This window comes from Streptomyces sp. NPDC102441, assembly GCF_044765585.1.
Lineage (GTDB): Bacteria > Actinomycetota > Actinomycetes > Streptomycetales > Streptomycetaceae > Streptomyces.
This window is the reverse complement of sequence record NZ_JBIWKH010000011.1, coordinates 1-19,091: the sequence shown is the minus strand read 5'-3', so window position 1 is coordinate 19,091 and position 19,091 is coordinate 1. Positions and strand designations below refer to the sequence as shown.

22 protein-coding genes and 2 pseudogenes are annotated in these 19,091 nt (G+C 66.6%); 15 read left to right on the top strand and 9 right to left on the bottom strand.

From position 1 onward, the window contains the following. Window positions 1–34: 34 nt before the first annotated feature. The 3 genes and pseudogenes from ACIREO_RS23945 to ACIREO_RS23935 all read right to left on the bottom strand — a co-directional run bounded on the left by ACIREO_RS23945 (window position 35) and on the right by ACIREO_RS23935 (window position 2,090). Window positions 35–1,092: pseudogene (locus ACIREO_RS23945) on the bottom strand (YihY/virulence factor BrkB family protein). Between the two features lie 153 nt (window positions 1,093–1,245). Then, on the bottom strand, window positions 1,246–1,473 hold the full coding sequence (locus ACIREO_RS23940; RefSeq protein WP_404113588.1) for a DUF5133 domain-containing protein: 228 nt from the start codon (window positions 1,471–1,473) through the stop codon (window positions 1,246–1,248). Window positions 1,474–1,856: 383 nt separating this feature from the next. Beyond that, window positions 1,857–2,090, bottom strand: coding sequence for a hypothetical protein (locus ACIREO_RS23935; protein ID WP_404114078.1), 234 nt, complete (start codon window positions 2,088–2,090; stop codon window positions 1,857–1,859). Between ACIREO_RS23935 and ACIREO_RS23930 the strand changes: the two genes are divergently transcribed. From ACIREO_RS23930 to ACIREO_RS23900, 7 genes are all read left to right on the top strand, one after another. Next, window positions 2,019–2,360 carry a DUF6545 domain-containing protein gene (locus ACIREO_RS23930; RefSeq protein WP_404114051.1) on the top strand — a complete coding sequence of 114 codons (342 nt, stop codon included), beginning with the start codon at window positions 2,019–2,021 and terminating at the stop codon, window positions 2,358–2,360. The genes ACIREO_RS23935 and ACIREO_RS23930 overlap by 72 nt on opposite strands. 32 nt (window positions 2,361–2,392) lie before the next feature. Then, window positions 2,393–3,571 carry a cytochrome P450 gene (locus ACIREO_RS23925; RefSeq protein ID WP_404113586.1) on the top strand — a complete coding sequence of 393 codons (1,179 nt, stop codon included), beginning with the start codon at window positions 2,393–2,395 and terminating at the stop codon, window positions 3,569–3,571. A 390-nt stretch (window positions 3,572–3,961) separates the two neighbouring features. Next, window positions 3,962–4,591 (top strand): hypothetical protein, encoded by a 630-nt coding sequence (locus tag ACIREO_RS23920; protein WP_404113584.1) that lies wholly within the window; start codon window positions 3,962–3,964, stop codon window positions 4,589–4,591. A 72-nt stretch (window positions 4,592–4,663) separates the two neighbouring features. Next, complete coding sequence (locus ACIREO_RS23915) at window positions 4,664–4,996, top strand: hypothetical protein (protein WP_404113582.1); 333 nt, start codon at window positions 4,664–4,666, stop codon at window positions 4,994–4,996. Window positions 4,997–5,116: 120 nt separating this feature from the next. After that, complete coding sequence (locus tag ACIREO_RS23910; protein WP_404113580.1) at window positions 5,117–5,590, top strand: hypothetical protein; 474 nt, start codon at window positions 5,117–5,119, stop codon at window positions 5,588–5,590. 43 nt (window positions 5,591–5,633) lie between these two features. Further along, on the top strand, window positions 5,634–6,527 hold the full coding sequence (locus ACIREO_RS23905) for a hypothetical protein (protein WP_404113578.1): 894 nt from the start codon (window positions 5,634–5,636) through the stop codon (window positions 6,525–6,527). A gap of 188 nt (window positions 6,528–6,715) precedes the next feature. After that, window positions 6,716–6,859, top strand: a complete 144-nt coding sequence (locus ACIREO_RS23900; protein ID WP_404113576.1) for a hypothetical protein — start codon at window positions 6,716–6,718, stop codon at window positions 6,857–6,859. A 249-nt stretch (window positions 6,860–7,108) separates the two neighbouring features. Here ACIREO_RS23900 and ACIREO_RS23895 read toward each other — a convergent pair whose 3' ends face one another. The 3 genes from ACIREO_RS23895 to ACIREO_RS23885 all read right to left on the bottom strand — a co-directional run bounded on the left by ACIREO_RS23895 (window position 7,109) and on the right by ACIREO_RS23885 (window position 8,039). Next, entirely contained in the window at window positions 7,109–7,252 is a 144-nt protein-coding gene (locus tag ACIREO_RS23895) for a hypothetical protein (protein ID WP_404113575.1), read from the bottom strand. Between the two features lie 152 nt (window positions 7,253–7,404). Beyond that, window positions 7,405–7,785, bottom strand: a complete 381-nt coding sequence (locus ACIREO_RS23890) for a hypothetical protein (RefSeq protein ID WP_404113573.1) — start codon at window positions 7,783–7,785, stop codon at window positions 7,405–7,407. Beyond that, window positions 7,782–8,039, bottom strand: coding sequence for a hypothetical protein (locus ACIREO_RS23885; protein ID WP_404113572.1), 258 nt, complete (start codon window positions 8,037–8,039; stop codon window positions 7,782–7,784). The genes ACIREO_RS23890 and ACIREO_RS23885 overlap by 4 nt, the downstream gene beginning before the upstream one ends. 191 nt (window positions 8,040–8,230) lie before the next feature. On the opposite strand from ACIREO_RS23885, the gene ACIREO_RS23880 reads away from it, so the two are divergent. The 3 genes from ACIREO_RS23880 (at window position 8,231) to ACIREO_RS23870 (ending at window position 10,764) form a co-directional block, all read left to right on the top strand. Beyond that, a complete protein-coding gene (locus tag ACIREO_RS23880; RefSeq protein WP_404113570.1) occupies window positions 8,231–8,902 on the top strand; it encodes a phosphotransferase family protein in 672 nt (223 codons plus the stop codon). Window positions 8,903–9,191: 289 nt separating this feature from the next. After that, complete coding sequence (locus tag ACIREO_RS23875) at window positions 9,192–10,250, top strand: hypothetical protein (RefSeq protein ID WP_404113569.1); 1,059 nt, start codon at window positions 9,192–9,194, stop codon at window positions 10,248–10,250. Window positions 10,251–10,635: 385 nt separating this feature from the next. Beyond that, window positions 10,636–10,764 carry a hypothetical protein gene (locus ACIREO_RS23870; RefSeq protein ID WP_404113567.1) on the top strand — a complete coding sequence of 43 codons (129 nt, stop codon included), beginning with the start codon at window positions 10,636–10,638 and terminating at the stop codon, window positions 10,762–10,764. 132 nt (window positions 10,765–10,896) lie between these two features. Here ACIREO_RS23870 and ACIREO_RS23865 read toward each other — a convergent pair whose 3' ends face one another. Then, a complete protein-coding gene (locus ACIREO_RS23865; protein WP_404113565.1) occupies window positions 10,897–11,202 on the bottom strand; it encodes a DUF3592 domain-containing protein in 306 nt (101 codons plus the stop codon). A 437-nt stretch (window positions 11,203–11,639) separates the two neighbouring features. Between ACIREO_RS23865 and ACIREO_RS23860 the strand changes: the two genes are divergently transcribed. From ACIREO_RS23860 to ACIREO_RS23850, 3 genes are all read left to right on the top strand, one after another. Then, on the top strand, window positions 11,640–12,584 hold the full coding sequence (locus ACIREO_RS23860; protein ID WP_404113563.1) for an alpha/beta hydrolase: 945 nt from the start codon (window positions 11,640–11,642) through the stop codon (window positions 12,582–12,584). Window positions 12,585–12,630: 46 nt separating this feature from the next. After that, window positions 12,631–14,241: a flavin-containing monooxygenase gene (locus ACIREO_RS23855; RefSeq protein ID WP_404113561.1), complete on the top strand. Its 1,611-nt coding sequence runs from the start codon at window positions 12,631–12,633 to the stop codon at window positions 14,239–14,241. A 441-nt stretch (window positions 14,242–14,682) separates the two neighbouring features. Then, window positions 14,683–15,741, top strand: coding sequence for a helix-turn-helix domain-containing protein (locus ACIREO_RS23850; RefSeq protein WP_404113559.1), 1,059 nt, complete (start codon window positions 14,683–14,685; stop codon window positions 15,739–15,741). A gap of 478 nt (window positions 15,742–16,219) precedes the next feature. On the opposite strand, the pseudogene ACIREO_RS23845 reads toward ACIREO_RS23850, so the two are convergent. Next, window positions 16,220–16,425 (bottom strand): annotated as a pseudogene (locus ACIREO_RS23845) (hypothetical protein); the annotation flags it as partial. Between the two features lie 158 nt (window positions 16,426–16,583). On the opposite strand from ACIREO_RS23845, the gene ACIREO_RS23840 reads away from it, so the two are divergent. Next, complete coding sequence (locus tag ACIREO_RS23840; RefSeq protein WP_404114049.1) at window positions 16,584–17,363, top strand: Tn3 family transposase; 780 nt, start codon at window positions 16,584–16,586, stop codon at window positions 17,361–17,363. A 377-nt stretch (window positions 17,364–17,740) separates the two neighbouring features. On the opposite strand, the gene ACIREO_RS23835 is transcribed toward ACIREO_RS23840, so the two are convergent. After that, window positions 17,741–18,529, bottom strand: coding sequence for a class I SAM-dependent methyltransferase (locus ACIREO_RS23835; RefSeq protein WP_404113557.1), 789 nt, complete (start codon window positions 18,527–18,529; stop codon window positions 17,741–17,743). Window positions 18,530–18,852: 323 nt separating this feature from the next. Here ACIREO_RS23835 and ACIREO_RS23830 point away from each other — a divergent pair, with 323 nt between their 5' ends. After that, window positions 18,853–19,002, top strand: coding sequence for a hypothetical protein (locus ACIREO_RS23830; protein WP_404113555.1), 150 nt, complete (start codon window positions 18,853–18,855; stop codon window positions 19,000–19,002). Window positions 19,003–19,091: the final 89 nt, after the last annotated feature.

The following is a 19,091-nucleotide window of genomic DNA, read 5'->3' as shown; positions in this document are numbered from 1 at the left end:
GGAGTCATGCAGGAGGTCTCCGGCCGAGCCCCGGTCAGTGGGAGCGGGGCTCGGACGGGCCGGTGTCCCCCATGCCCCTGCGATCCTGATCCGTCCACTTGCTCGTGTCCCGGGGCGCCACATACGGCTCCTCCAGCTTCGGATGGCCGCCGATGAGGGCCCGCTCACGAGCCAACTCCGCATCGACTCGAGACCGAGCAGAACCGCCAGGTTCGTGATCCACAGCCAGACAAGAAAGATGATCACACCGGCTACGGCACCGTAAGTCTTGTTGTACGACCCGAAATTGGCGACGTAGAAGGCGAAGGCTGCCGACGCGACCATCCAGATCACCAGCGCCAGCAGGCTGCCCAGCGACACGAACTTGAAGCCTCGCCCTTTCGCGTTCGGCGCTGCCCAGTAGAGGATCGCCAGCAGCATGGTCACCAGAACCACAAGGACGGGCCATTTCGCGATCGACCAGACGGTCATGGCAGTGTCGCCGACACCCAGTGCGGTACCTAGCCGGCGCGCGAGGCCACCCGAGAGAACGACGATCAGCGCACTGGCGCAGGCCAGCACCATCAGCGCCAAGGTCAAGCCGACTCGGACCGGGAGCACCTTCCAGGCCGGCCGCCCCTCGGGCACGTCGTACACGGCGTTGGAGGCCCGGATGAACGCTGCCACATAGCCGGACGCGGACCACAGTGCAGCCAGCAGCCCTACGATCGCCATGACCAGCCCGGTCCCGCTGCTGGACTGCAACTGGGTCACCGCGTTCTTGAGAACGTCGCGCGCCGCCCCGGGAGCAAGCTTCTGAATGTTGTCCAGCACCGTCTGGGTGTTCGACTCACCCGCGATGCCGAGCAGGGAGACAAGAACCAGCAGAGCCGGGAAAAGCGCCAGGATTCCGTAGTAGGTCAGTGCCGCCGCCCGATCGGTGAGCTCATCCCGCTTGAACTCCTTGAGCGTGCGTAGCAGCACTGCCCCCCACGACGCCTTACCGACCTTCGTAGGCGTGTCCGGTGCATCACGCTCGACTTCCGGGTCCGGACCCGCACGCCCATCCCCGCGCGGCCCGGTGCTGTCCCCGCTGTTCTGTTCGTTCGGCATGTAGATCAGACAATCCCAGGCGCGCCCGCTGCGCCACTTCACAGCGGGCCCACGCCTCCAGGCGGGCCGGCTGCCCCGCGCCAGATGCCGGAAGCGCGCTCGTCCGGTTGCCGAATGTGCTCCGCGTGCAGGTGGCTCCGCGCTCGTCTTCCCCTAACTGCGGATGAAGGAGTCGTCCTGAGGGCGGGCACCGGGCAGCTGGTGGCGTGCGGCGATCAGAGCGGCGTCCACGTCCCGGGTGCCGGTGGCGACACAGAGCGTGTAGGCGATGTCGTCCATTCGCTGTTGCACCTCTGCGTCGCCGTTCTCCGCCTGCAGAATGCGCAGGGTGTCGTACTGCTCGACAAGGTTCCGCAGCACCGCGGGGTGGGCCATCAGCACCGGAGTCTCCTACTCGCCGTCGCTCGCGAGCCGTTCACGGCTCGCAGCCATCCGCGTACCCCGACCTCTGACTGCTATGCCGGGAGGGCGCTCCGGGTGAGGCGGTCGACCCGAGGACGATCGAGGCGCGGAGGGTGGGGGAAAGACTCCCCGTGCGCAGGGGGAGCGCAGAAACGAGATAGTGCCTTCCTTACGCACCCCTCGTCGTCCGGAGTCCGACCGGCCCGGGGAGAGCCCAGGCCCCTGACGATTCCAGGGAATCCATACGCGCCGGGAATCTCTACCGATCGGCGGCGTTTGTGGACTCGCCTGTCTCTGCGAGGGATGAGCGCGATGGCTGGTCACCAGCCGTCCCGGGCGGAGCCCGACCGCTCCTCGCCCATCTATGAGCGGAGGTCGGCCAGCGCCTGCGGAGTCAGGTGCCGGGCGGCTACGGCAAGCGGATCGCCGCCCGCGCTGTCCAGGAACTGGGCGCTGCCTTGCTCGTGCCCCAGACGATGACGCTGATCGTCTCGGCCTCCCCGGCCCAGCGGCTTGGCGCCGCCATGGGGATCTGGGGCGTGGCCGCCGGTCCGCCACCCTGTCCGGCCCTCCAGCAGATGGCCGGCGTCATTCACGTCCTCGCCCTCCGCTCCTACAGCTCCCGACAGGTACAGGAAGCTGCCGAGCAATCAGTTGGTGTCGGTACGCAGGCGGGGGCAGCGATCGTGGAGGCGGCTGTCGTGAAGGGTGCGCTGTCTTCCATGCGGGCAGGGCGGCGCCCCAAGGAGATCGCCACCCTGCCGGGAGGCTTTGCCGCAGAACGCGGGACCTGCGCGCGGAGACGGATTGGCTGCTCCGAGTCACCCGTGCCTACATGCACTGTCCTCTGCCGCGTGCGCCGATGATGGTCTGCCGTACACGGATGGAGCCTGACACCATGAACGACGCCGCCAAGGACAGCCAGTCTGCCCGCGATCCCTATCCCACGTACGCGGCCCTGCGCTCCGAATGCCCGGTGCAGGCCGCGGCGTCCGGATCCAGCGGACGCCACAGCTACGTGGTCACCGGATACGCGGAAGCCCGGCAAGCTCTCAGCGACTCGCGGCTCTCCAAGGACACCGCCGCCTTCTTCGCCGGCAAGGACTCGAAGCGCCGGCTGCATCCCGCCGTTGCCCACAACATGCTGGCCAGCGACCCGCCCCAGCACACCAGGCTCCGCAAGCTGGTTACCGGTGCGTTCACAAGCGGCGCTGTCTCCGGCCTTCGCCCCTTCATCACCCGGCTGACCGACGAACTGCTGGACCAGTGGCCCGTAGGCGGGCGGGTCGACCTCGTCGCCGGCCTCGCCGTCCCTCTTCCGGTCATGGTGATCTGCGAGCTGCTCGGTGTGCCGGAGACCGATCGGCCGCAGGTTCAGCACTGGTCCGCCGAACTGTTTGCCGCAGGAGAGCCCGGCCGCACAGACGCCGCCTCGTACGCGGTCGCTGAATACATGACCGGCCTCATCACGGCGAAGCGCCTTTGTCCAGGCGACTCGCTCCTCGACCGCCTCATCGCCGCTCGCGACGGCGCGGACCATCTGAACGAGGAGGAGCTGGTCTCCCTGGCCGTGCTCCTGCTCGTCGCCGGCCACGAGACGACCACCCACTTCCTCGGCAACGCCGCACTGGCCCTGCTACAGCATCCGGCCGAACTGGAACGCCTGCGCAGTAACCTGGAAGCCATCCCGCAGGCACTCGACGAGCTGCTCCGCTTCGACGCACCGGTCAGCACCTCCACCTTCCGGTTCACCACGGAAGCCATCTCTCTGGGCGAAACCGAGATCCCCGCAGGCGTCCCCGTACTCATCGCCCTCGGAGCCGCCAACCGCGACCCGGCACGCTTCCCCGCACCGGACCAGCTCGACCTGGACCGCGACGCGACCGGTCACCTCAGCTTCGGCCACGGCATCCACCGCTGCGTCGGCGCGCCCCTGGCCAGAGCTGAGGCGGAAATCGCCCTGCGAACGGTACTAACTCGTTTTCCCGAGATCCAGCTCGCCGGACCGTCCGATCGATTGGAGTGGCGGCGCACGCGACTCGTTCGCGGGCTCGCCTCGCTTCCCGTCCTGGTGTAGCAGCTGGGCAACACCCTTGTGACCAAGGGGTCCCGGCGAGATGCAACACACCCGATGCCTCAGAGCAAGTGCACGTCTACGTCAGGCCGGGTCACAGGCGCAACCTGAGAAGGGCATGGCGCTCGGGGAGCCGGCGCAGACGATCGGTGACGGCGGAACGGGCGCCCTGGAGATCACCCCGGACACCGTCGTGTTCACAAAGACGGGCGGTGGAGAGACCGCCGCCAACGGCATCTGGACGAACTCTTCGACACAGCCGGGGACCGGCTCCGGACGGCAGCGGCAGCACCCTCATCGGATCGGCCGGCCTCCGCCCAGGCCTTCGACCAGTTCCTGTCCGCGCTGGCCGAGCCCCTGGGCCTGGGTGACGAGGACGCACCCCAGTCAGCCGTGACGAAGGATCTCGTCTACCACCTGAGTCGAGCCAGTGACGCCGTACAGTCCGCGCAGCGTCTGCTGCCCCCGCCCGGCGCCGGTCCGGCGGAGAACCACCTGCCCGACGCCTCGGCCGCGGTCCACGCGGTACGCGACGTCATCGAGAGCCACCGCGGACCGGACCGCGTGCCGCTGACTGCGTACGCGTACGGACTCACCACAGGCCCGGCCCATCACTACCTCACCCGCCGCTGCTCCGAGCTCGCCTGGGGCGCGGCCCAGGTGGCGTCCGGTCTCGCCCAGGACTCCGTGGACCCCGCCGTCGCAGCAGCGTTCGGCGACGTCCGCCACTTCCTCTCCGAGGCGTCCGTCTTCACAGCCATGCAGCGCCTGTTGGCCGGCCGTGTCCTGCTGACGGTCTCGGAAGAGCTGCCGGACGAGGCAGCTGTCGCCGCCCTTCGGGAGAGCGCGGGAGCACTGCGCGCGTCCGCGCAGGCCTGGCAGAAGTCAGCGACGGCATGGCACCGGATCGTGGACATCGCCGACCCGCGGTCCCACCCGAAGCTGACCGCCCCGAGCTATGAGATCGTCCGTCGCGGAGAGGTCGTACGCCTGCCGCAGTCGTCCCCCATCCCTCCACCGTGATCGCCCACACAGCTGTACCGGCTGCCGGCCGCGGGCTGGCAGCTCGCTCTCGCCGCACCGCAGGCGGTGAGCATGGCACGGGGCAGCCTTGTCACCGATGCCTTCGAGCGGCAGGCACGCGGGCTGGACGACCACCGCTTCCGCCCGATTCGCCGTCACCAGCTGGAAGGGTTGTCCCACTCGTACAAGGCCGTGCTGCCGGCTGAGCAGGCATCAGCCGCGTCGCTTCTGGACGTGGCTCAGCATGCCGGCGTCCCGGTACCCCGAGCCCTGCTGGATGCTGGAGCCCACCGCGGCCTGGCGGCGGCCCAGGGGTGGGGACAGTCCCGGACAGCGGCCAGGCCGGATCAACCCGGACTCCAGGCGCCGCAGCCGCAGGTGCGGCAGCGGCGAATGGCTCTGTAGCACTGCCTGACTGCCTGGCGCTTTCGCACCTGGGCCGCCCCGACCCCGCTGTGCGATGCCGTTAAGAGATCGTCAATAATCGAACCTTGTCGCATTCGTCATCGCGATCGCCTGGGGGACATGTCTTTCGAAGAGGAGTGGGCCGGTCTGAAGGCGGAGGCTGCCGCACGGATGCAGCTCAACAGTGTGCCGACGAGGGACCCGGACGCGTCATCGACCGACGCTGATCTCGTCGTCCACGACGACGAGCTGGGGAAGATCGGCCATTTCGCCTACCGGCTGCACAACAACCTCAAGGCCGACGGCAAGCACGCCCGGACCACGAGTCGGGCAGGCACGAGTCTGACCTCGGACGGGTTCGAGATGGGCAAGGCGCTGACCTCCGCATCCACGGCGTGGGCGGAGCAGGTAGGGACGCTTCTGGACGCCTGCGCGCACATCTCCAATCACCTCGACTACACCAAGGCGTCGAAGAAGAAGGACGACGATTGGGCCGCAGCCCAGGTCAGCGTTTCAAAAATCTCTGACTACTACGACGTCCCCGATGAGAACGCAAGGCCTTCAGTGCCGAAGCCACAGGGTCCAATCATGTGATCCATTCCTGTTCTCCTTCTTCTTCATCCAGGCGAGGTGCCCGATGCTGGTTTTCCAGCAGCTTCTGAATCTCCGGACGAAGCCGCTCGACTCGGCCATCGACGACTGGGTCGCCATGACCAAGAAGCTGCGGGAACTCGCCAAGGACGCCGGGGACATGAGCGCCTATGCGCAAGGGACGGCCTGGAAGGGCCAGAACGCCGGCGTCACCAAGCCGTTCGTCACGAGGACGGCGGGCGAATTCCAGGACGCGGTGATCCAGGCCGAGAGCCTCACCAACCTCCTCAGGGGCGCCTACAGCGAGTTGGCGAAGGCCAAGGCCGAACTCGTGGAGATCTACGGGAGTCCGCCCCACGGCCTCAAAATCGACCCGTACGGGGTCGTCATCCATCTGGAGAGCTCCGATCCCGACAGGAGCGACGTCGACGCACTCGTCACACGCATGGAGGCCATACTCCAGCGCGCGGCCGACGCGGATGCCCTCTGCACCGGGGGTCTGGCGGCTCTCACCAAGGACCAGCATCAGTTCAGCTCCGTGCACTACGGCTCCTTGAAGGACGCGAAGACACTCAAGGAGCAGGCGGCGCAGACGAAACTGGACTCAGCCGAGTACTTGCCCCCGGAGAAGTGGGGCAGCGGCACCATAAAGCCCGTCGCTGAATTTCTCAGCTACCGCTCCTGGATGGGCGGTGGCGAGGCGCTCCTGCGCGGAGACGTCAACGGCGCGGTACAGGGATTCATCGGCGGCACGCCCGCCTACGCTGCCGGCGAGGCGAGCAAGCACCTGGAGAAGGGTTCGATCCTGAGCGACGTCAAGGGAATGCACCACCGCCCTACGGCTCTGAACACGGTCGGCAAGTTCGGGGGGAAAATCTTCGGCGCGCCCGTCGCCGTGGTGGCGACAGTGGTCGACTTCGCCTACACCCCGTCGAAGTAGGGTCCGGAGGACACCTATGTGGATGCCTCGGCAGCACCGGGAAAGGTGAGGTACCGATGAAGCACCTTCCGGGCACACCACCCTCCGGCCGCCGCCGCGCAGGTCCGCCGCCGCCTGGTCGCCGACGCCCGAACGCGAGGCACCTGCTTCGTCCCCGGAGTTCGCGGTCGTTCGTCCTCGGTCTGTGCATGTCCGTCGGCGGGCTCGCCGGCGGAGTGCGCGCCGTACTGGACGGGAAGGAGATCGAGACCATCCTTGGCATCTTCGGCATCGGGATTCTCGGCCTCGCTCACACCATCGCGTGGGTCGTGGCATACGCGCGGGAGCGCTGAGAACATGAGCCGGCGTCCGCACTTACGGCTGCCTCTTCGCCGTCCGCCGGCTCTGGCGGTGCAACCGCATAGACGAGTTACTCCGAGACATCGCCGACGGCAAGGTGGCGGGCGTCCTCATCACCCGACACCCGGATGCAGCTCATCCACCACCCCTACGCCGGTGGCCGACGTCATCCTCGCCACGTCGAAGGAACGTGACCGGATGAACTTCCGCGGAGATCACGCTCCTGACCGGGCGCGAGCACGTCACCGCGGGCCCACACCGAAAACCCATCGCGCCTGGTCATGCCGCGGTTCGCTCGCCGCATCGCGCTCCAGCAGGTTGCCCAGATCGATCAGTGGATCGCTTCCGAGGAACGACGTGAAGCGGAGCGGCAGCAAGGCAACCATGCCCGGACACCGAGCTCGGACTGCTGTAGCCGAGCCGGCCACCCGGGGCAAGAGCGCAGACGGGGGCCCGTGTACGCCACCCCCGCCGAACACGATGCCCCGACGTCTCGGCACTCAAGATCCAGCGGGGCCGTACTCTCTCCAGCGCACGCTCAAGGCGTGAGATCCAGGACCCGAACCGGCTCGCCGGCCCACCGGTCCGGCGCGGTGGTCGCGACAACCGCGCCGTCCGGACGGTCAGGAGTCGGCTGCGCCGCGTACCGACTGTGGGCAACGGCCCAGGTTTCCTGCCGAGCCAAGGCCAGCGCTGCGGCAAGGTCCAGATCCAGAACCGTGATGCCGGGCAGGGACGCGAGGTGCTCGGCCGTGCCGGGCCGCGCACGGTCGGCTTCGACCAGTGCGCACGCGGGAGCGTACAGAAACCAGCCAGGCTCCGCGTGAGCGCGGTGGATGAGCCGGGAGGCCAGGACGTTTCCCTGCCCCGTCGAGACCATCGCCGTGTCGTCCAGGACGATGTGCGTGGCGTCACTCACCGGCCGGTCACCTGCGCCAGACGACGATCCAGCTCAAGATCCAGGTCATCCTGTTCCGAGGGAGTCGGGGAGTAGCCGCTCCACTCCTTCAACGCCACCAGAGCCCTCTCCGCACGCTCGGCACGCTCCGCCGGCGTCAGCAGCGTCTCCGCCAGACGTGCCAGATAGGCGCGCAGCGACAGACCCTCCGCAGCCGCGATCTCGGCGAGCCGGTCCTTGGCCTCTTCGGGGATCCGGACATTGGCATCAGACATCATCGTGCTCCTTCCCCCCACAAGTGTACGGGTACGTACCCGTACCCATCCACTGGCTCGGAAGGCACATGAGCCGGGACTGGGAATCGAACTGCTCACGAGCTTCGGCAGCACCGCCCGATGCCAGCTGACTGCGCGGGCGAGGCGTGGGCGGGGTAGCCGGAGAGCTGCCTGTGTCTGATGATCAGCGGATGCGTCCGCTGAAATACGGCTACACCAACCGGACCGTCGGTGACGGTGCTGTCGTGGAGAAGACCTATGAGGGCCCTGATGCCGAAGCCAGGCTCCGTCGTGAACACGCACTGCTGACCCGGCTCCAGGGCCGGTTGCCCGTGCCTCCGGTGCGGGAAGCAACCGGGGCCACTCTCACGCTCGGCTTCGTGGCCGGTGCCCCCGGCCAGGAACTCCTGAACGCCGGTCAACCGGAAGCTGTCCTGGCGAGCTGCGGGGAGCTGCTGCACCGTATTCACGCAACCGCACCGAGCGTGCTGCCGGAAGACGCGCCCTGGACAGACAAGGTGCTTGTGCACGGTGACTTCGGGCCCAACAACGTGTTGCTCGATCCCGACACCTTCAAGGTCACCGCCGTGGTCGACTGGGAGTTCGCCCACCTCGGTGATCCGGTCGAGGATCTGGCCTGGTGCGAGTGGATCGTACGCACGCACCACCCGGAGCACCGCATTGCGCTCGGCCACTTCTTCCGGGCCTACGGCGGGACGGTGCCGGCCTGGCCGGCCCGCCGGGAGGCCATGCTGACCCGATGCGAGGAGCTGCGACGGTTCTGCGACCGGTGGGAGCCGAACGGTCCGGGCGTGAGGCTCTGGCAAGGGCGCGCGGCCGCCACAGCCGACTGGCAGGAGTAACCAATATGCGGGCCCCGGCTGCGGCCTACAGCTCAGGGGTCACAGATCCCTCTCACCGAACGGCCCAACCAGTATGTACCGGACAGGTCTTCGCCCATGTCTTCCTCAAAATCATCATCGCAGCTGCCCTCGTCCGCCGGCTCCGCACGTGATCGCCCGGCCAAACCCCAGCGCCCCGCTTCGGACGTACGCGATCATCTAGCCTGTCCCGAACCCGCGGCTGCCCCGCCCCCCGACATGGAGAAGTGGCGCCGCGGTCCCCCGCCACCACGGAAGGCCAGGTGCGACAGTGACCGTCAACCCCTACGAGCGGCGGCTCAAGATGGAGGAGCGGACGGGGATAGCCAGTTTCACCCCCTCGCCGCGTGATCCTGCCGGCTCCGGCACCCCCCTCGCCTTCCCACCGATCGACAACGGGCTCGACTACCTGGTCAGCGTTGTCGACCATCTCGCCCCCGACGAGCACGGCGAGAAGCCCGGACCGCGCCAGCTCAAGTACGTCGTACTCCACCTCCAGGCGGCGGCCGAGGTACTACTCAAGGCCCGTCTGGAGCAGGAGCATTGGAGCCTGGTCGCGGAGAAGGTCACCGACCGCAGATTCAGCCGGGCAAAATTCGAGAGGGGCGACTTCACCAGCATCGCGGCCGGTGAGGCGGTACGACGTATCCGGGACATCGTCGGCTTCGAGATCACCGCAGCCGAGGAGAAGAGCCTCGACGCCCTGACCAAGACCCGCAACGCGCTGCAGCACTACGGGCTGACCGAGACCTACGAGTCCGTCGAGGCGCTAGCTGCCAAGGTCCTCGACTTCCTGATTCGGTTCTTGCACGAGGCGCTGTACCCGGACGTGCAATCGCTGACAGACGCTGGCGATGAGGTCCTCCAGGACCTCGAATACGTCAGCGTCGGCGCCAGCCGCATGCACACGTACATCACCGAACGCCTTGAACGCATCCGTCCGTCCCTCGAAGGGCTGGAGGCACTCACCGTGACGTGCCCGCGATGCTTCCACAACACCCTCGTCGTCGAGCACGACCGGACCAGTGACCCGCGCCTGACGCCACGTTGCCGCTTCTGCCATGCCGACTGGCTGCCCTTTGCGCTCGCCTACGAATACGCCCTGATCCACAACACCGGGATGGACACCAGCGACCTCCCCGCATGCTCCGGCTGCGGGAGCTCACGTGCTGTAGCCCGGCAGGTCATCCGCGTTTCCGATCTCCCCCCGGGCCCCGAGGACGACGGCGCGCTGCCCCAGTCCCGCAGCCTCGGCAGCGTCGACTTCTGCTTCGAGTGCGCGGCCCCGGTGACAGCGCCTGCACCCGAAGGACCTCATCACACACCCTGATCGGTCGCTGCCCTGCCCCGAACGCCTGAGGGCTTCGCTTCCTGAGACCGGTCCCGTTCCTCCTGCTTCCTGCTTCCTGCTTCCTGCTTCCTGAAGGGCATGCCACCCTCAGGCCAGGGCGAATCAGTCACACACTGGCGCACTCACAGGTGTCACGCAGAACGGCGGAACGCCGCTCGACGCGGGTCTCGTTCCACGTCTCGTGACCCCAGGGTTGAACATTGACATTTATGTCAATGTCAAACGAATGGTCCCGGCAGCCCGGCCCGGTGATCCTCCAGACCTTCTCGCCACTGCGGTGTGCGGTCGTCGCCATGCATGCCGGACGCCGCAGGGGACCCTCCTGATGCCCGCAGGCGCGGATCGACGGGTACGGCCCGCTGGCATGGCGCACCGCCAGGCCCGGGGCCCCGAGGTCGCGGAGGGCACCTGGCAGCCTCTGCGGCAGCAGTGTGCCTACGCCACGCCGAGGGAAGCCCGCTCGGTCTTCGCGCGGCTGACGGCCTTCATGTAGCCGTCGATGGCGTCCCTGTTGAGAGTGAGGCAGTCGGGTGCGGTCGCAGGGCGGCGCTCAACGGCCGGAGGCGAGCATCCAGATTCCGATGCCCATGAACAGAGTGCCGAGTGCGAAAGGAAACGCGATTTCCTAAACCCGTCGCCCGTTGAGGTCCATTCGCGCGCCCTTCGGGACCTCGGGAAGGTAGCGCACCGGGACCTCACCGCCAATGGGAAGCCCCTTAACTCCGGATGACCCGCCCTCGAACGTGTGCCGACTGCCCTGCGCATCAATGAATTCGATCACCGCCCAGTGGACAGGGCCATCCTTCCCGAACTGCTCGCGGTGGCGGACCACCAGGCCCCTGACGCGGATCCCCTCGCGTTGGAGGCGGTACTGGCTCATGGCCTCATGGGTGCCGACCCCGAGCATGGTGAGACCTGTCAGTAGCGACATCGCAACCCACACCGCTGCCTCCCCCTCCACGTCTTGAGCGGTTCTTCGAACACATCCCGTCGCAGGAGGGGACGCTACATCGACTGGGGGCGGTTCCTGGTGAAAAGGCTGGGTTGTGCGGAGATACCGACGAGGCCATAACGGACCAGCATCCGCCTCACCACGTAGGACACGGTCTTAGCTCTGCCCTTACTGGCGTATCGATACGGCACACGCGTTGACGGGATGGATGGGTGGCCCTGTGCAGGGACATGCCTGCGCGTCTTCCGGCGAACTGCTCAACCACGTTCAGGCACATCCGTGAGACGGACGGCTACTTCTGAGCGGTGACCAAATGGCCCACAATCCGCGCCAGATGACCGATGATTACGGGCGGCGTACCGCCCTACCTTGGGGATCACGCGTCACGACTCACGAAGAAACGATGGTGTTTGGCAATGGCGCTGGACCTCGCCACATCCGAATTGGTCGCCGCAATGCGCTCGGCCGACGGTAAACCCCTTCACGAATCTCAGCCGGAGGAAGTACGTCAAGGGGGAGGGATGCTCAGTCAGATGATCGGTCCAGGGCCTGATCTCCACCGCAGCACGGACCACTCGCTAAAAACCCCTGACGGCGCTGAGTTCACGGTGCGGGTACTCGTACCGCACGGACAGCCGGACGCGGTCATTCTCTATTTCCACGGCGGCGGCTGGGTCACCGGCAACATTGATGAATGGGACACGCTCGGCCGCCAGCTGGCCACCCGTTCGAACTGCACAGTGGCGATGGTTAATTACCGCAAGGCGCCGGAGTTTCCCTACCCTTCGCCGGTCGAAGACGCCTGGCTGAGTCTTGTCTGGGCTCACGAGAACCTCGTGACACTGGCGGGCGGCCCGGTTCCTCTCGTTGTCGCGGGGGACAGCGCGGGCGGAAATCTTGCAGCCGTCGTCGCTCAGCGTGCTGTTTCGCGTTCCGGCCCCGAACTGGCGCTGCAGGTACTCGTCTACCCGGTGACCGATGCCGATCAGACGACAGTGTCGTATCTCGATCCTGAAAATCAGGTCCTGCTGACCGCGGAAGGTATGGCCTGGTTCTGGAATCACTACGCACCGGAGAGCCGGCGAGGAGAACCCGAGGCGTCCCCGCTGCGCGCCGTTGATCTGCGTGGCCTGCCTCCGGCCGTGATCCTCCTCGCGGAGCACGACCCGTTGCGCACGGAAGGCGAGGCATACGCCGAAGCCTTGCGGGCCGCCGACATTCCCGTACAGACGCATCTCTTCGAGGGTCAGTCACACGGGTTCTTCTCGATGCCGAATCTGCTCCCGGGAGCAAGCGCCGGACTCGACTACGCCGTCCAGAACATCCGTGCCGCCCTCGAATCGGCGGTGCCCCATGCCTGAGGCATCGCCTAGGGAACCGCAAGCAAGGGACCACTCCGAACTCGACGTGCTGGTCGTCGGTGCCGGGTTCGCGGGTATGTATCAGCTGCACAAGCTGCGGAAGCTCGGCCTGCGTGCGCGCGTCCTGGAGAAGGCCGGCGGCGTGGGCGGCACGTGGTACTGGAACCGGTACCCCGGGGCTCGGTGCGACATACCCAGCCTGTTCTACACCGTTTCCTACACGCCAGAAATCAACGACGAATGGAGCTGGCCCGAGCGGTTCGGCACCCACGGCGCGATCCGCGCGTACATGGAGGAGATAGCCAAGCGGGAGGACATGTACAAGGACATCTCCTTCAGCACGGTCCTCACCGGCGCGTCGTGGGACGAATCGGCCCATCGGTGGACCTCGGTCACGGATTCGGGCGAGGAGATCGTCTCGCGCTACCTGGTGCTCGCGACGGGCGCACTGAGCGAGTCGCGCGTGCCCGCGATCAAGGGACTCGAAGGTTTCGAGGGCCGCTGGTTCCACACCGGGCGCTGGCCTCACGAACCGATTGCCTTTGAAGGCCGTCGAGTCGCCCTGATCGGGACCGGTTCCACGGGCGTTCAGACCCTTCCGGTCGTTGCCCAGGAAGCGGCGGAGGTCATCGTAATCCAGCGCATGCCGAAGTTCGTGCTGCCGGCGGTCAACATGCCGGTCAGCGAGGAGGAAGCGCGCCCAGTCAAGGATGCCTATCCCGCGCTTCGCGCGGCCGCGCGGCGTGGAGACTACGGAACCCCGTTCCCCGAGCCGAGCGAGAATCTCCTGGAGATTCCCGACGACGAACGACGGGCCCTCTTGGAGGAGCGCTGGTCCAAGGGCGGGATCGGCGGTTTCGTGGGCTACTTCGCCGATCACCTCGGGCTCAAGGTGCAGAAAGTGAACGACATCGTCGCCGACTTCTGTCGTGAAAAGATCCGCGAGATCGTCAATGATCCGGCCGTCGCCGAAACGCTCGTCCCGTACGGCTATCCCATCGGTATCAACCGCATCATCGTCGGGACCGACTACTACGAGACCTTCAACCGGAACAACGTCAGGCTGCACAGCGTGATGAACGATCCAATCGTCGAGATCACCAAGAACAGCATCAGGACCGAGAACGACGAATTCGAGATCGATGACATCATCTTCGCGACGGGATACGACGGAATGACCGGAAGCTTCACTTCTGTTGACGTCCGCAGCCGCTCGGGAGTCTCGATCAAGGAGCACTGGGCGGACGGCCCCAAGACATATCTCGGGATGCAGTTGAGCGACTTCCCCAACCTGTTCCTGATCACCGGCCCCGGCGGTCCGTCGGTGCTGTCAAATGTGATCACGACCACGGAGCAGAGCATCGACTTCATCACAGGCCTGATCGAGCAGGCGGAGAGCGGCGGCGGCATCGTCGAAACGGACGCCCGATCCGAGTCCGACTGGATGGATCATGTGGCAGAGGTGGCCCAGGAGAGTCTGTACCGGCATGCGGCGAACGCGAATTCCTGGTACACGGGCAGCAACGTTCCGGGCAAGAAAGTTGTCTTCATGCCGTACGCCGGCGGCGTAGGGAGATTTGAATCCTTGCTGGAAGATGTGGCCGCCGACCATTACCGGGGCTTCCACCTCGAAGGCGACCAGCAGGGCCCGCAGTGATCCCCGGCGCTGGGCAGTCGAGGTGGACGCTCGCTGAGCTGGAGGGTCCGGCACCCTGAATCAGGTGATCATGGCGGCACACTCCCACCCACACCCGCGTTCGTGAGCACCGCGCCACCACGCAGGCCGGAGATGGCACCTGTTCGTCGGCGCGGACGAGTTCCAGCCGTACCCCGCACCGCCGCGCGGCATCGTCGCCCAGGCAGAACGCACCCGCCGATCCGCGGTCGCGGGTGCGTTCTGCTGGACTCCGGCACTGCCGGAACAGGCCCCCGGTACGTCGACAGGAAGTGTCGACTGTGACTCTGAGAAGGCACTCACCGCTGAGGTGTCCGACGGGTTCCCCGGAATTGAAGCGGATCGTGTGAGACTTCGGCAGGACGGCATCCTCAGCTGAGTGCCTGCCGGTGATTGAAGAGTCAGCCCGCCCGGGAGGCGCCCGTGTCCGAACATCTCACCGAGTCCGATGTCGTTCGGTTCTTCGACGCGATGTCGATTGCGCGAACGCCGTTGGCTGAGCTCCTGCGTCGCACGGCGCAGCTGACTCATCGATCGGTGAGGGTGCGATGCCCAGACGGGCGAACTCATACAAGCGCGCCGGGAACAGCCAGCAGGGCGATGTCCGACGAACCATTCACCGCGACCGTGCAATCACACGGAGTGTTTCTGTCGCTGGGTGGATCGGCCGGATCCATTGACGATTTCCTTCTCCAACGACTGGCCGTCGCCGTCGCCATCGCGGATTTCTTCGCGTCCGACATGCCTCCCGTAGAAGAGACAGAGAGCGCCGCCCTCGGACAGTTGATCGTCCAGGCCCCAGGTTCTGACGCAGCCGCTCGCGCACTCCGCGTGCTCGAACTGGATCAGGAGGACACGATCCAATTGGCTGTGTGTGCCGGTCCGTCAAGTGGTATCGACGCACTCGTCGACGCGCTACAGCGATCCGGAGTGCGACTCTGCCGCTACGATCGCGCCCGCACGACCATTCTGGCCTGCGTCGGCATCGCGGATCCAAAAACGTGGAACATTCCGCGGGGTGTCCAGATCGGGCTGAGCAGGAGGAGAACGGCCCGGGACGCGGCCTTAGCCCGGAAGGACGCCGAAGGGGCCTTTCGATTCAGCCAGCCCAGCACGCGTGATCACGGCCCTTACCGGCTCGAGGAAGGAGTAATCATCGGGAGCGACGGAATGGGCGGGTACACCGTACTGGCGGAGTCGCTGTCTCCTAGCTCCATCTCAGCGGTCACCGATGTGCAGTTGCTCGACCGAGTGCTCGAACTCGGAGGCAATCAGATGCTCCAGACGCTGGACACTGTTGTCGCGACCGGCTCGATCCGGGAGGCGGCCCGGATCATGCACATCCATCACAATTCGATCTCGCACCGAATACAGACCGCGCAGAGCCTTCTGGGTTTCGACATCAGCGATATCTACGGGCGGAACCGTATCTTTCTCGCATTGACGCTGCGACGCATTCGCGAGACTTTCGGTTACTTCTGATGTGACCTCAGACGCCCGGGCCGGGCAAGAGCTGCTTCCGTCGCCACGCGGCACGGTCGCCAACTGAGGGGCCGGCGAACCCGACACCCTATCGGAGTGGCGGCGGGGGCAACGATGGCCAAACCGAAATGAGGACGCCCTGACAAGCTGTTGTCTTTCCGACCCTGCGGTCGTTCTTGATCGAACAGGGTGCTGGATCGGGTGAGTTCGGTGCTGTGCGCGCATGAAGAAAGGGCCTGCTGGTAGCTCGCGGTTGTCGAAGCCAGAGCGACAGGGAGGCCCTTGTTGTTGCAGTCTTGCGTGGTCCCGTTCGTTCAGTCCAGCCCGTCCACCCCAGGGTGTGACTGTCTCGCCCACAGGTTCGGGAACGCGGCCGATCAGCCGGGCCGGGAGCCCTGTTACGGCTCGGACATGAGTGACGCGGAGTGGCGGTGGTCCGGCAGGACTTCCCGCCACCGGCGTGGATGGAGAGCCGGGGCGGCCGGCCCCAGGGCTCCTCCGCCCGGGGCACCGGAAGCACCGTCTCTCCCTCGGAGTACTGGCACTTACAGCCCTTATCCACGACAAGATCGAGGACCGCTGCCAGTCCTCCACCGAGGCATCCGGGACACGCCCGTCCGGCCACGACCCCGTCAAGTCCGGGTCGAAGAAGGAGCTCACGTCATCCCACAGCAGATCAGCCACCCCGCCATGCTGCCCGGCTCACCGACCCAACGCACCCCTGTTTCCCTTGACCGAAGACACAGGGGCCCCCGTTCCGACGGCCCCGCCTCTCAGGCGGAACTGAGCGGTCGACCGAAAGGGTAGGTCGACCGCAGAACGACGCACAGCGAAGATTCGTACTGACGGACGCCGAGATCGAGTCGAACTACGTCGACACTCACGGCGCGAGCGTCGTCGGATTCGCCTTCACCGAGCTGCTCAGCTTCCGCTTGCCGCCCCGGCTGAAGAACATCGGCAGCATCCGCCTGTACCGCCCGGTCGACACCCCGTCCGGCTGGCCCGCGCTCGGCGGCTCCCTGACCCGTCCGGTCCGCTGGGACCTGATCGAGCAGCAGTACGACCAGATGGTCAAGTACGCCACCGCCCTGCGCCTGGGGACGGCGGAGGCTCAGCAGGTGCTGCGGTGCTTCACCCGCGGCGGCCTCAAGCACCCCACCTACGCCGCGCTCGAAGAACTCGGCCGCGTCGTACGCACCATCTTCGCCTGCGACTACCTGGCCAGCCCCGCCCTGCGCCGTGAGATCCACGGCGGCCTCCAGGTCGTGGAGAACTGGAACTCGGCGAACACCGTGCTCCACTACGGCAAGGACGGCGCCCTGACCGGCCCGGACAGGGAGCACGCCGAGACGTCGATGCTCGCACTACACCTGCTCCAGTCCAGCCTCGTGCACGTCAACACGCTGCTGCTCCAGCAGGTCCTGGCCGAGCCGAAGTGGGCGAAGAGGCTTTCGGACGAGGACCGGCGCGGCCTGACCGCGCTGTTCTGGTCCAACGTCAACCCGTACGGCACCTTCCGTCTGGACATGGACAAACGGCTCGGCCTCGGGGCGGTCGCCGCCGTGCCCCGCCCCCGGACACCGGCGGACACCAGCGCCCGATCGACCACGGGGACACGATGAAGAACACCCAGGACTTCCAGGACCTCACCGACCCCCGGATGAACGAGGCCGTGTGGCGGGCGCTCGACCTGATGCGCACCTGCGCTGCCCGGGACCGCGTCGCGATCGTCGAGCCACCGTGGTCCGCCAGGCGGTGCGGACGGTGTCGGTCTTGTCGGCTGTGCGGTGCCCGCCCTGCTTGTCCTTGACTTCGGCGGCCCGGAGCCCGTCGTAGGTCAGCTCTCGTTGGAAGTCGCGTTGGACTTCCTCGGCCGCTACGCCTTCACCCGCCTGCCGGCGGCCGGGCTGCGCCCGCTGCGTGACCCGAGCACCGACGAGAAAGCGGCCGACGACGAGAACGACCTGACTGCTTCCCAGCGGTCAGGTCGTTCTGTTTGCTACTCGGCCTGCAGGACGAAGAACAGGAAGCACAGGAAGCGCGGCTCGGTCGCGATGGCCTCGGGGAACATCTCGCGGGCGGCGGGATCAGGATCCGGCTCGCTGATGACCGTTATCCGGAAACCGGCCCCGACGAAAGCCTCGATCATCGCGTGCAGTGGCCTGTTCCATCTGCTCACCAGGGCGGTCTGGCCGCCCACGGTCCACTCTACGGTCCAGTTGGTGGTGTCGAAGTAGTTGCACTCGGCCTCGCGACCGGCCTCGCGGTGTATGAGGTTGATGGCAAAGGGATGGTCGACAGATGCGATCAGCCGACCGCCGGGCCTGAGTATGCGTCGCAGCTCGGCCAGCGCCGGCCCCCAGTCCTCCAGGTAGTGCAGCACCAGGGACGCCGCTACATCGTCGAACGTGTCATCAGCGTAAGGAAGCGGGCTGCCCAGGTCCGCCACCTGCAAGTCCGCACCGTCGCCGAGCCGCCGCCGAGCCAGCTCCAGCATCTTGGCACTCGTGTCGAAGCCACTCACAATGGCGCCACGGTCGCGCAGCGCGGCAAACAGGGCCCCCGAGCCGCAGCCGGCGTCGAGGATCCGCCGGCCGGCCACGTCTCCAGCGAGGGCCAGCATCGCGGGCCGCTCGTAGTAGGCATTGACCAGGTTGGTTTCGTTTGCGGCCGTGTACGCCTCGGCGAAGCTGGTGTAGTCGTTGGTCTTCGACGGATCCACACTCACTGCGGACGGCGAGACCAGCTTGGTGGAAATCGCGTGCTCTTGGCGCTCGCTTGAAATCATGGTGCGGGAGACGTGCGCTGCAGCAGTTCGGTTCCTGGCTGCGGCCAACTGCTGCGCTGCGTCGTCGCACGGGTCGATCTCGCCTACCCCGGAGTCCTCTCCCTGTCGGGCCACGCCGGTGCAGCGGGCCCTCCCGGAATACAGCAAGCGCCCCCGGCGCTGGTGCCGAGGCGCGAGCGCAAGGCTCCCCGGGCCGGGTTTGTTTCATAGGCGACCGCTCGTGAAACACCCCGACGCCCGGAGGTCCACCTGTGGCGATCATGTTTCATGAGTTGTTGCAAACGACTGGACGTCTGAAACGCCCCCATGAAACGGTCTGGGGCGTGAACGACGACTTCAAGCTCGTGGAATCGCACGCCTGCCCGATGCCCACCTGCGCCGCCCCCGCGGGCTCCCCGTGTCGGACCGGCAAGGCCAAGGTGGCCATCCAGTACCACACCGCCCGCTTCCGCCTCGTGCCCCAACTCGCCTAGTGACCTGGTTCGGAGATGCGTGAGCAGTAGCGGCAGATCCGGTCGAGGATCTGGTCGGCGGTCTTGGTCCACTTGAAGGGCCGGGCCTC